The sequence below is a fragment of the Actinophytocola xinjiangensis genome, from assembly GCF_001921215.1.
In the GTDB taxonomy this organism is placed as follows: Bacteria; Actinomycetota; Actinomycetes; order Mycobacteriales; family Pseudonocardiaceae; genus Actinophytocola; species Actinophytocola xinjiangensis.
The window spans coordinates 100454-112302 of record NZ_MSIF01000011.1; the positions used below are offsets into that span (position 1 = coordinate 100454).

Below are 11849 nucleotides of genomic sequence, written 5' to 3' on the forward strand. Positions count from 1 at the left end.
AAACCGGCCTGTATCGTTCCTTGAGCGGTTACCATTGTGGGGTTCCTACAAAGGAACCGGTCGTGACTTCGTGGATGCCAGCATCCCACCAACGCCCGGTCACCGTGTTCAGTAGATGGTGTGCTCGCACTGCTCGCCCCAGGCCAGGGCTCCCAGACTCCAGGCATGTTCGCGCCGTGGCTCGAGCTTGACGGCACCCGGGAACGGGTCGCCGGCTGGTCCGAGTTGACCGGACTCGATCTCGTCGAGCTCGGTACGGTCGCCGACGCCGAAGCCATCCAGGACACCTCGGTCACCCAGCCGCTGGTGGTCGCGCTCGCGCTGCTGGCGTTCGAGGAGCTCCAGCGCCGCCACGAGTTGCCGGCCGACCTGCTGGTCGCCGGGCATTCGGTCGGTGAGCTCGCCGCGGCCGCGATGGCCGGGGTGCTCAGTGCCGACGACGCGGTGGCGCTGGCCGCGGTCCGTGGCCGGGAGATGGCCAAGGCCTGCTACCTGGAGCCGACCGGTATGGCCGCGGTGATGGGTGGCGAGCCGGACCAGGTCGTCGCGTGGCTCGCCGAGCACGACCTGTCGCCGGCGAACCGCAACGGCGCCGGGCAGATCGTCGCCGCCGGGCAGGTCGCGCGGATCGACGAGATCGTCGCCGACAAGCCCGAAGGGGTGAAGAAGGTCATCAAGCTGAAGGTGGCCGGCGCCTTCCACACCCGGTTCATGGCTCCGGCACAGGAAGCACTCGGCGAGCGGGCGAAGAAGGTCGCCGTCGCCGATCCGACCCGCACGTTGCTGTCCAACGCCGACGGCACCGCGGTCGCCGACGGTACGACCGTCCTCGATCGGCTGGTCGCTCAGGTCACCCGGTCAGTGCGCTGGGACCTGTGCATGGAAACGATGCGTGAGCATGGCGTGAGCGCGACCCTGGAGCTCCCGCCCGCCGGCACGCTCACCGGCCTCGCCAAGCGCGAACTCTCGGGGATCACCCCGGTCGCGCTGAAGACGCCGGCAGACCTCGACAAGGTGGCCGGGATACTCGGCACCGGAGAGACGTCGACATGACCAAGCTCCGCCTCACCCACGGCGCACCGGCCACCCGGATCCTCGGGATCGGCAGTGCGCAACCCGAACGGGTGGTGACCAACGACGACCTGGCCGCCGTGATGGACACGAACGACCAGTGGATCCGCGACCGGGTCGGTATCGCCGAGCGCCGCTTCGGCGGGTCAGGGGACACCGTGGTGTCGATGGCCGTCGAGGCCGGCGCCAAGGCCATCGCCGCGTCCGGGCTCAGCCCGGCCGACGTGGACACGGTGATCGTCGCCAACTGCACCACGACCGTGCCGATCCCCAACGCCGCCGCGCAGGTGGCGGAACTGGTCGGGGTGAAGGGTGCCGGCGGTTTCGACCTGAACGCGGCGTGCGCGGGGTTCTGTTACGCGCTGGCCACCGCGTCGGACATGGTGCGCACCGGCACGGCGACCCGGGTGCTGGTGATCGGCTCGGAGAAGCTCACCGACATCGTCGACCCGGTCGACCGGTCGACGGCGATCATCTTCGCCGACGGCGCCGGTGCGGCCGTGGTCGGCCCGAGCGAGGAGATCGGCATCGGGCCGGTCGCCTGGGGCACCGCCGGTGACCTCGTCGAGACGATCACGATGCCCAACGGCAAGCACATCTTCCAGGAGGGCCAGTCGGTCTTCCGCTGGGCGACGACGAAGATCGCCCCGATCGCGCTCCGCGCCCTGGAGCTCGCCGGCCTCGAACCGTCCGATGTGGACGTTCTGATTCCGCATCAGGCGAACCTGCGGATCGTCGAGGCCATCGCGAAGAAGCTGCGGCAGAAGGGCGCGCGGGAGGACATGGTCGTCGCCGACGACATCGTCACCTCCGGCAACACCTCGTCGGCGTCCATCCCGATGGCGATGGACCACATGCGCGCGGCCGGCCGGGTGCACTCCGGTGACGTCGCACTGCTGGTCGGGTTCGGCGCTGGCCTGTCCTACGCCGGCCAGGTCGTGATCTGCCCCTGATTTCCCGCAGTACCAACATTTCCACGTGAGAGAAAGAGAGAACGAGATGGCCACCACGGAGAAGCCCACCGACGAGGAGATTCTCGCCGGACTCGCCGAGATCGTCGAAGAGGTCGCCGGCGTCGAGGCCGACGAGGTCACCGCCGAGAAGTCCTTTGTGGACGACCTGGACATCGACTCGCTGTCCATGGTCGAGATCGCCGTCCAGGCCGAGGACCGTTTCGAGGTCAAGATCCCGGACGCCGAGCTCGCGAACCTGAAGACGGTCGGCGACGCGGTGACCTACGTCGCCAAGAACGTCTGACCTGCTGGACAAAATGACCGAAGCCGCCACCCACGGACGGAGGGGGACATGAGCACGGTCGATGTGGTCGTCACCGGTATGGGTGCGACGACGCCGCTGGGCGGCGACGTCGCGTCCACCTGGGACGGACTGATCGCTGGCCGCAACGGCATCCGCCTCAACGAGGCCGAATGGGTGTCGAAGTTCGACCTACCGACGAAGCTGTCCGCGCCGCTTGCCGTCGAACCGTCCGAGGTGCTGCCCCGCGTCCAGCTACGCCGGCTGGACCGCTGTGAGCAGATCGCGATAATCGCGGCCCGCGAAGCCTGGGCCGACGCCGGTTTCGTCCCGCCGACCGAGGACAGCCAGTCGGTGGAACCCGAACGGCTCGGCGTCGCGATCGGCACCGGCATCGGTGGCCCGGTCACCCTGCTCGACCAGGACGACCTGCTGGAGAACCAGGGCCTGCGCAAGGTCTCACCCCTGACCGTGCCGATGCTGATGCCCAACGGCCCGGCGGCGCACGTGAGCATCGAGTTGATGGCGAGGGCCGGCGTGCACTCCCCGGCGTCGGCGTGCGCGTCGGGGGCCGAGGGCCTGGCCACCGGCTGGCAGATGATCAAGTCGGGCCGGGCGGACGTGGTGGTGGCGGGTGGTGCGGAGGCGTGCATCCACCAGATCACGGTGGCCGGCTTCGCCCAGTCGCGAACCCTGAGCCTGCGCAACGACGAGCCCGACCGCGCCTCCCGCCCCTTCGACGTCGACCGGGACGGCTTCGTCCTTGGCGAGGGCGCCGGCGTGCTGGTGCTCGAACGTGAGGACCACGCCCGGGCGCGCGGCGCGCGGATCTACGGTCGCCTGGGCGGCGCGGGCATCACGTCCGACGCGTACCACATCACCGGCAACCACCCCGAGGGCATCGGCCAGATCAACGCGATCACGCAGGCCGTGCGGGCGGCGGGCCTGTCCCCGATCGACATCGGCCACGTCAACGCCCACGCCACCTCCACCGTCGTCGGCGACCTCGGCGAAGCCGTGGCGATCACCAAGGCGCTCGGTGACCATGTGGTGCTGACCGCGCCGAAGAGTTCGCTGGGGCACCTGGTGGGCGGAGCCGGAGCGGTGGAAAGCATCGCCACCCTGCTGTCGATCTACCACGGCATCATCCCGGCGACCAGGAACCTGGAGAACCAGGACCCGAAGGTCAGCCTCGACATCGTCGCAGGCGAACCGAGGAAACTGCTGCTCAACGCGGCCGTGAACGACTCCTTCGGCTTCGGCGGACACAACGTGGCCCTGGCCTTCACCGCGGTCTGAGGTGATCGGGGGTCGGCCTCCGGCCCCCGATCACCACTTTACCGTCGGCCACCGACGGTTTCGGTCGCCCGCGGCGCGACCTGTGGATGGTTGCCACTCGCCGGTCCAGTTATCCACAAGTGGCCGCTGACCAGCCAATTCCCACCCCCACACGACTAGACTGGAAATCGGGGGGATCCCCGTGGCGGTCGAGGGCCGACGCGCAACGAATCCGGTCCTCAGCACCGCGTAGCGACAGGTCTCAGGCGCAGGTCTCAGGCGCAGGCCTCATGCTGTGGACTCGACGCCGCCGGGCCGCTGTCGATCTTCCACTCGCCCGAGGACCGGACCATCGGGAACACCACGTTCCAGTGGATGCAGGGCGCCTGGAGTTCCGGCGGCGCGTCCGCCTCGTCCTGGACGCTGGTGAACGTCATCAGGACTCGCGCCGTCTCCGAGTCCTCCGCCAGTTGGATGCGGTAGATCACGATCCGCCCGTCCTTGGTGGAGCGGTAGTCGCGTCGCCAGGTCTCTTCCGGCTTCTCTTCGACCCTGGGCTCGGTGACGGTGCTGGCCCAGCTCTCGTAATCGAGCTGGTTGATGGCGTCGAAGTGGGTTTGGAGGACCTCTCGGAGGGGTTCGTAGAGGGGGTGGACGGTCGCGTCCGCCGTACCTTGGACCACGTCGGAACCTGGTTGTTCCTCGAGGGGCACCGTGAGGTCGGTGGGGACCACCGGGTCGGGCGAGTCGGGGCCGGGGTCCTCGTACCACTGGCGCGCGAGGAGACCACCTATCGCGGTGGCGATCACCGTGACGAGGAGTACCGGCACCAGCCACAGTTGGCGGCCACGATCGGGTGACACTCTAGAAGGGTGCCACAGGGGCATCAGCCTACGCGGTGCAACCAGGTTACTGGGGCGCCGTCGCCTGCCCTTCGGTATGGCTCCAGCGCCGCGTCCCAGGACGCACCGAGGACCTCGTCGACCTTGTGGGCGAAGGCCTCACCGGCCCTGCTGGCCGTCGCCATCGCCCTGAGTTGGTCCTCGCCCACGACGATGTCGCCGTTGGCGGCCGTGCGCGAGCGCCACAGCCCCAGGGTGGGGACGAAACAGAAACGCTCGCCATCCACCCCCGCGCTCGGGTCCTCCGTGACCTCGAAACGAGTCATCGGCCACGCCTTCAGCGCGGCCACCAGCTTGGCTCCCGTCCCCGCCTCACCGGTCCAGCCGCACTCCGCCCGGAGCTGACCCTGGGCCGCCGGCTGCGCGGTCCACTGCAGGTTCGCCCGGACTCCAAGGGTGCCCGAAATAGCCCACTCGACGTGCGGACATACCGCAGACGGCGACGAGTGGACGTACACCACGCCACGAGTGCTCACTGCTGACCTCCGCTGCTCGACGAGGAACCGTCTTCCCCTACGCCCTCGTCCAACGGCGGCAAACACGCACTCTCATTTGTCCGGCCCATTCTGCACGGCCACCGACACTTGCGCCACACCGGTCACAGATTCCCGTGACCCGACCCACCTGGGGTCACCGTCCCCGATACGGTGAGTCGGGTCCACTGAAGGGGGCATCCGTGCGTGTGATCCGCCTGGGCGAGGAGTCCTCAAAGGTCGGTGCGGACGTGCGGGCCGCGCTCGCATCGTGGGGGCGCGGGGAGGGGGTCGTCGGCGGCGTCGCGCTCCTCGGACCGCAGCCGACCGGATCCCAGCACCGGGTCGACGCGGTCGTGCTCCTGCCCCGAGGTGTGCTGGTCATCGCCGGTGTCGACCTCCCGGACCCTGCCATGCGGCTCGACGCCCCGCTGACCGCCCAGTGGAAGACCGACGGGTGGCCGCTGACCCGCCCGGACGGTGTGGTCAACCCGGCCGTCGAGGTCATCGACACCATCGCCACCATCACCCGGCACCTGGAGGACGCGAAGGTCGAACCGTTGCCGGTCGGCACCGTGCTCGCCGTCGGGCCCTACGTGTCGCAGGTCCACCAACCCGTCTCCGACCTGCTGCGCGGCGTGCGGGTCCTGCACCCCGAGCCGGGGACCCTGCTGACCGCCGCCCGCGAGCTCGCCACCCACCCCCGGCCGTGCACGGTCCGCCAGGCGCGGGCCATCCTGCACGCCCTCGCGCCGAACAACGCCACCCTGGCCGCCATCGACCTGGCCGCCGAGGGGTTCAGCGACACCGCCGCCGCCCGCGACCTCGGCACCGCCTCCACCACGGTCATCCCGAAGATCACCGCCGCCCGGCCGGGGCCGGCGCGGGCCGACGGCGGGCGCGGCGGGCAGCTGCGGTGGCTGCCGGTCAGCGCCGCGGCGCTGGTCGCCCTGCTGCTGCTCACCGGCATCCTCTACGCGGTCGCCTCGGCCGGGGACGACAACCCCGAGCCGAGCGGCGGGTCCGGGCCGACCACCGTGGCCGCCAGCGACGTCGAGATCGACGGGCAGGCCTTCGCGCCCAAGGGCACGGTCGCCGACACCGACTGCGCCGCGCACGCCTACGGCGACGTGCAGGCCTGGCTGGAGCGCAACCGCTGCGGCGAGCTGGTGCGGATGCGCTACGAGTCCACAGCGGACGACCGGCGGGCGGCCGTGCTGGTCGCGGTGCTGCGCTTCCCGGAGGACGCGCTCGCGCAGGACCTGCTGGCGGTGGCCGACCAGCCCGGCGCGGGGGCGATCACCGACCCGTCGGTCGAGGGTGAACAGTGGCCGGGTGGCGTCACGCCGTACTTCGAGTCCGCCGCCTACGCCAGCGCGCTGGCCGGCGGCAGCCTCACGCTGGTACAGGCCGTCTGGATCGGTGCCCCGTCCACACCGGACGACGCGGACCTGACCCGGCTGGCTACGCTGGCACTCGACATCCCCGCCCCCGAGTGACGCGGCCCACCTTCACCCGCCACACCGGGAGCCCTCACGGTAAGGCGACTTACCGGCCGTTATTCTCAGTCGCGTTTGTCTCGCGATTAATCCACCTCGGAGGATCCAGTGGCGCAGAAGACCGTTCTCGAGCTGGTCGACGACCTCGACGGCGGGCCGGCCGACGAGACCGTGACCTTCGCCCTTGACGGAGCGGAGTTCGAGATCGACCTCTCCGCCGAGAACGCCGACCGCCTGCGGGACACCCTCGCCGAGTTCGTCGGCCACGCCCGGCGCACCGGCGGACGCAAGGCGCGCACGCCCAAGGCCGTCGCGCCGGCCCCGGCCAACGGCAAGCCCGACACCCAGGCCGTGCGCGAGTGGGCCCGCAGCCAGGGCGAGACCGTCGCCGAGCGCGGCCGCGTCCCGCAGGCCGTGCTGATCAAGTTCCAGGAAGCCCACGCCTAGGACGGCAACCGGCGGGCCGAGGGCCTGGCCCAGGTGCCCAGCCGGTTGACGGCCAGCACCGGGTGCGGCACCAGCGGCCCCAGCCGGGGATCGTGGATCAGGGTGCGCGCCGTCAGCTGCGCCGCCCGCACCGCCCCCGACAACCCCCGCAGCATCGGTGTGGCCACCACGTCCGGATAGGCCCGGTGGCCGTAGACGCGCGTCGCCCACGGCGGCAGCAGCGAGTACGCCAGGTGCCCCACCAGCGGCTCGTACACCCGCACACCCAGCGCGAGCCAGCCGGTCACCGGTGGGCGGTGCAGGAACGCGTAGATCTCGTCCGAGCCGGCGGTACGCCGCAGCAGCGGCCGCCGCGCGGTGAGGTAGGCGCGCATCGCGGCGACGTCACCGGGAACCTCGTCCGGGTCCAGCCCGACCAGGGCCGCCGCCCGGCGCTGCTCGTCGAGGTAGCGGTCGGCGTGCGCGGCGGTCAGCGGGAACCCGGCCCGGCGCACCACCGACAGGAACGACGACACCTCCGCGCAGTGCACCCACAGCAGCAGCTCCGGGTCGTCGACCCGGTACCGCTGGCCGGTCTCCGGGTCGACCGCCCGCAGCTCGCGGTGCACCCGCCGCACCCGCGCCGCGTGCTCGTGGACCTCGCCGGTCGGGCAGTAGGTGGTGGCACCGACGAAGTTCGCGGTGCGCACCAGCCGGCCCAGCGGGTCACGCCGGAAATCCGAGTTCTGCACGACCCCGGCGACCGTCCTGGGGTGCAGCGCCTGCAGGTAGAGGCTGCGGATGCCGGCCAGCCACATCGCCGGCTCGGCGTGCAGCTGCCAGCTCACCGAGTCGGGCCCGAACAGGCCGACATCCACCGTGGCGGTCACAGCAGCGACGGGACCATGGCCTCGATCAGGTGCGGGCCCGGCTCGGCCAGCGCCTTGGCGAACTGCTCGGCCAGCTCCTCGGCGGTGGTCGCGCGCGAGGCCGGCACGCCCATGCCCTGCGCCAGCGACACGAAGTCCAGGTCCGGGCCGGACAGGTCCAGCAGCTGACCCGCCCTCGGCCCGGTCGCCTCGGCGCCCACCCGGGACAGCTCCATCCGCAGGATCGCGTAGGCCCGGTTGTTCAGCACGATCGTCGTCACGTCCAGGCCCTCGCGGGCCATCGTCCACAGCGCCGACACCGTGTACATCGCGCTGCCGTCGGCCTGCAGGCACACCACCGGGCGGTCCGGCGCGGCCACCGAGGCGCCGACCGCGACCGGCAGGCCCTGGCCGATCGCGCCGCCGGTGAGGGTCAGCACGTCGTGGCGGGGCGCGCCGGCCGTGGTCATCGGGATCATCAGGCCCGAGGTGTTCGCCTCGTCGGACACGATCGCGCCCTCGGGCAGCAGCGCGCCGACCACCTCGGTCCAGTTCTGCGGGGTCAGCGGTCCGGTGGGCAGCGCGGGGCGGCTGGGGGCCTGGCGCACGGCCGACGCGCCGGGCGCGACCTCGTCGGCCAGGTGCTCCAGCGCGCCGACACCGTCCTCGCCGAGCACCGACAGGACGTGCACCTGGCAGCCGTCGGGGACCAGCTCGCTGGCCTTGTCCGGGTAGGCGAAGAACGACACCGGTGCCTTGGCGCCCACCAGGACCAGGTGTTTGACGTCGGTGAGCTGCCACTGGACCTGTTCGGCCAGGTAGCCGAGACGCTCCACGTTCGGCAGGCCGGCGCCGCGCTCGATACGCGCGGGGAAGGTCTCGGCGAACAGCTTCACGCCGGTCGCGGTGGCGATCCGGCTGGCCGCGACCAGGCCGGCCTCGCGGGTCGTGCCGTGGCCCAGCAGCAGCACCACCGGCTCGTCGCCGCGCACGATCCGGGCGATCTCGGCGATCCGGTCGTCGTCGACCGGGGCCGGCGGCGGGGGCGCGACGACCCCGGCGGCCTGGCCGCCCTCGGCCCAGGACACGTCGGCCGGCAGGACCAGGTTGGCGCAGCGGCCGGGCGCGGTGAGCGCGGCGGCGATCGCGGCGGCGGTGTCCGCGCCGACCTCGTCGACGGCCTTCGCGGTGCGCGACCAGCCGGCCAGCCAGCCGGTCAACGCGTCGATGTCGGACTCCAGCGGCGCGTCGAAACCCTTGTGGTAGCGGGCATGGTCGCCGATGACGTTGACGATCGGGGTGTGCGCGCGGCGGGCGTTGTGCAGGTTGGCCAGGCCGTTGGCCATGCCGGGGCCCAGGTGCAGCAGGGTCGCGGCCGGGCGGTCGGCCATCCGGCCGTAGCCGTCGGCCGCGCCGGTGACCACACCCTCGAACAGGCTCAGCACCGCACGCATCTCGGGCACCGCGTCCAGGGCGGCCACGAAGTGCATCTCGGAGGTGCCCGGGTTGGCGAAACACACGTCGACCCCGCCGTCGACCAGGGTGCGCAGCAGAGCTTGGGCGCCGTTCATGTCACCGCTTTCTCAGTCGAGGAGCACGCCGGGGTTGAGGATCCCGCTCGGGTCGAACGCCTGCTTGATCCGGCGCATCAACGCGATCTTGTTCGGGTCCTCCAGCTCCAGGAAGTGCCGCTTCTTCTCGTGTCCGATGCCGTGCTCGCCGGAGATCGCGCCGCCCAGGCGCATACCGGAGGCGAACAGCTCGTGCAGCACCCGGTGCCGCACGTCGGGGTCCTTCTGGAACACCGCGAGGTGCACGTTGCCGTCGCCGGCGTGACCGCAGCCCACCACCAGTGTCTGGTTGCCCTGGGCGATCTCCAGCACCTTCGCGAAGTACTCGGGCAGCGCCGAACGCGGCAGCACGGTGTCGATGATGTCGTCGGCGCCGGCGCCCTTCGCGGTGAAGAACGCCTTCTCCCGCGCCTCGATCAGCTTGCGGGCCGCCGAGCCGTCGAGCACGTAGTTCTCCAGCGCGCCGAGCTCGGTGAGCAGCGTCGCGACCGCCTCGACGTCCTGGTCGAGCCGCTCGGTGGCGTTGTTCTCCAGCATCACCACCAGGTAGGCCTGCGCGGCGTCGCGGATCTCGTCGGGGACACCGAGGGAGAGGTCGGCGGTGTAGGTGATGGCGCCCATGGTGAGCGCGTCGATGTACTCCAGGATCAGCGGCCCGACACCGCTGCCGACGACCCGGGGCACCGCGCGGGCGACCGTGGCCAGGTCGGGGAAGGGCGCGAGCACGGTGGCCTGGTTGGCCATCCTCGGCTGGAGCTTGAGCACGGCCTCGGTGACCAGCGCGAGGGTGCCCTCGGAGCCGACGATCAGCTGGGTGAGGTCGTAACCGGTGCTGGCCTTCACGTACCGGCCGCCGGTGCGGATGATCTCGCCGGTCGCCAGCACGGCCTCCAGGCCGAGGACGTGGTGGCGGGTGACGCCGTACTTGACCGCGCGCATGCCGCCGGCGTTGGTGCCGACGTTGCCGCCGAGGCTGGCCGACAGCTCGCCCGGGTACACCGGGTACACCAGGCCGGCCGCGCGGGTGTGCTCCTCCAGTTCGGCCAGCGTCACCCCGGGCTGCACGACCGCGACGTGGTTGTCGGTGTCGATCTCCAGGACGGCGTTCATCCGCTCGAAGGAGACCAGGATCGCCTCCGGGGACGGGTTGGCCGAGCCGCACAGGCCGGTGCCGCTGCCGCGCGCGGTGACCGGCGTGCCGGTCTCGGCGGCCAGCCTCAGCACGGCGGCGACCTGCTCGGCGTTCTCCGGCCGCACGACGAAGGCCGGGCGGGTCGGTTCGGCGGTCAGCGTCTCGTCGTGGGTGTAGTCCTCGCCGATCGCGTCGCCGGTGAGCACGTGGTCCGCGCCGACGATCTCCGCGAGTCCCGTGCCGGTCTCGGTCACAACGTCCGCCATTGGACTCCTCCGCTGCACTGTGAAGACCCGCCCCACAATAGTGTTCCGATCACCGGGGCGACACGGCCGGCGGCGGGCTCGTTCCCAGCGTCACGTCGGCGGCGAGCACGGCCAGTGCCGGGGCGAGCTGGATGCCGTAACCGCCCTGCCCGGCGAGGAACACGAACCCCGGGTGCGCCGGCCACGCGCCGACCACCGGTTCGCCGTCGGGCACGAACGACCGCAGCCCGGCCCACGCGGTGCGCACCGACCGCAGGTCGAGCGTGGTGGCGGCGTTGACCCGCTCCAGCGCCAGCGCGACGTCGAGGTCCTCGGGGCGGGCGTCGCACGGGTCGCTGGGGGTCTCGTCGGCCGGGGAGACCAGCACGCCGGTGCCCTCGGGGCGGAAGTAGAACCGGTCGGCGGCGTCGGCGACCAGCGGCCAGCCGGGGTCGGGCGGCACGGGTCCGGTGGCGATCGCGGCGGTGCGCCGCCTGGGCACCAGGCCGACGGTCGGCACGCCGGCCAGGGCGGCGATCTCGTCGGCCCAGGCGCCGGCGGCGTCGACGACCACGCCGGCGCCGACCCGGTGGTCACCGGCGGTGGCCTGCCAGCCGGTGCCGTCGCGGCGCAGCGCGGTGACCGGGCTCGCGAGCAGGATCTCCCCGCCCCGGGCGCGCAGGCCACGGACGTAGGCCTGGTGCAGGGCCATCACGTCGATGTCGCTGGCGCCGGCGTCGTGCGCGGCGGCGCGGACCTCGCGCAGCACCGGACACAGCCGCCGGGCGAACGCGGGGTCGACCGGGGTGGCGGGGTGGCCGGCGAGGTGGTGCTCGGCGAGTTCGTCGGTGGCCAGCCACAGCACGTCCCGGGGGGTCAGCAGCGGCGGGGTGTCCAGCTCGGTCTCCAGCTCGCGGAAACGCGGGCCGCTGGCGGCGGTCAGCTCGCGCACGGCCGGGCCGCCGTAGCTGGGGGCGTAGATGGCGGCCGAGCGGCCGGTGGTGTGCGCGGCCAGTGTCGGTTCGGCCTCGGCGAGCAGCACCGTGGCGTGGCGCGCCAGCTCGTAGGCGACCGACACGCCCGCCATTCCGCCACCGATGACCAGTACGTCGACCTGCCGCATGCCGCC

General features: G+C 72.0%; 12 protein-coding genes. 6 read left to right on the plus strand and 6 right to left on the minus strand.

What is annotated here, in order from left to right; genetic code table 11:
* The first annotated feature begins 120 nt into the window (after positions 1-120).
* The 4 genes from BLA60_RS22185 to BLA60_RS22200 are packed head-to-tail and all read left to right on the plus strand — an operon-like array spanning position 121 to position 3624.
* Complete coding sequence (locus BLA60_RS22185; protein WP_075134881.1) at positions 121-1053, plus strand: ACP S-malonyltransferase; 933 nt, start codon at positions 121-123, stop codon at positions 1051-1053.
* Positions 1050-2024 carry a beta-ketoacyl-ACP synthase III gene (locus BLA60_RS22190; protein WP_075134882.1) on the plus strand — a complete coding sequence of 325 codons (975 nt, stop codon included), beginning with the start codon at positions 1050-1052 and terminating at the stop codon, positions 2022-2024. Before BLA60_RS22185 ends, BLA60_RS22190 begins: the two co-directional genes overlap by 4 nt.
* A 46-nt stretch (positions 2025-2070) precedes the next feature.
* A complete protein-coding gene (locus tag BLA60_RS22195; RefSeq protein WP_075134883.1) occupies positions 2071-2328 on the plus strand; it encodes an acyl carrier protein in 258 nt (85 codons plus the stop codon).
* A gap of 48 nt (positions 2329-2376) precedes the next feature.
* Positions 2377-3624 (plus strand): beta-ketoacyl-[acyl-carrier-protein] synthase family protein, encoded by a 1248-nt coding sequence (locus tag BLA60_RS22200; protein ID WP_075134884.1) that lies wholly within the window; start codon positions 2377-2379, stop codon positions 3622-3624.
* Between the two features lie 254 nt (positions 3625-3878).
* On the opposite strand, the gene BLA60_RS22205 is transcribed toward BLA60_RS22200, so the two are convergent.
* Complete coding sequence (locus BLA60_RS22205; protein ID WP_154814515.1) at positions 3879-4412, minus strand: hypothetical protein; 534 nt, start codon at positions 4410-4412, stop codon at positions 3879-3881.
* Between the two features lie 77 nt (positions 4413-4489).
* Positions 4490-4981 (minus strand): DUF3145 domain-containing protein, encoded by a 492-nt coding sequence (locus BLA60_RS22210; RefSeq protein WP_075134886.1) that lies wholly within the window; start codon positions 4979-4981, stop codon positions 4490-4492.
* A gap of 200 nt (positions 4982-5181) precedes the next feature.
* Between BLA60_RS22210 and BLA60_RS22215 the strand changes: the two genes are divergently transcribed.
* Together BLA60_RS22215 and BLA60_RS22220 are read left to right on the plus strand one after the other, a co-directional pair.
* Positions 5182-6477 (plus strand): hypothetical protein, encoded by a 1296-nt coding sequence (locus tag BLA60_RS22215; RefSeq protein ID WP_075134887.1) that lies wholly within the window; start codon positions 5182-5184, stop codon positions 6475-6477.
* Positions 6478-6585: 108 nt separating this feature from the next.
* Positions 6586-6924, plus strand: coding sequence for a histone-like nucleoid-structuring protein Lsr2 (locus BLA60_RS22220; protein WP_075134888.1), 339 nt, complete (start codon positions 6586-6588; stop codon positions 6922-6924).
* On the opposite strand, the gene BLA60_RS22225 is transcribed toward BLA60_RS22220, so the two are convergent.
* Genes BLA60_RS22225 through BLA60_RS22240 form a run of 4 tightly spaced genes read right to left on the minus strand, consistent with a single transcriptional unit; the run spans position 6921 to position 11843 of the window.
* Positions 6921-7793 carry an oxygenase MpaB family protein gene (locus tag BLA60_RS22225; RefSeq protein WP_075134889.1) on the minus strand — a complete coding sequence of 291 codons (873 nt, stop codon included), beginning with the start codon at positions 7791-7793 and terminating at the stop codon, positions 6921-6923. The two genes, BLA60_RS22220 and BLA60_RS22225, sit on opposite strands and share 4 nt — an antisense overlap.
* Positions 7790-9343, minus strand: coding sequence for an acetolactate synthase large subunit (locus BLA60_RS22230; RefSeq protein ID WP_075134890.1), 1554 nt, complete (start codon positions 9341-9343; stop codon positions 7790-7792). Before BLA60_RS22230 ends, BLA60_RS22225 begins: the two co-directional genes overlap by 4 nt.
* Before the next feature lie 12 nt (positions 9344-9355).
* Positions 9356-10741, minus strand: a complete 1386-nt coding sequence (locus tag BLA60_RS22235) for an FAD-binding oxidoreductase (protein WP_075134891.1) — start codon at positions 10739-10741, stop codon at positions 9356-9358.
* Positions 10742-10790: 49 nt separating this feature from the next.
* Positions 10791-11843, minus strand: coding sequence for an NAD(P)/FAD-dependent oxidoreductase (locus BLA60_RS22240; protein WP_075134892.1), 1053 nt, complete (start codon positions 11841-11843; stop codon positions 10791-10793).
* Positions 11844-11849 lie beyond the last annotated feature (6 nt).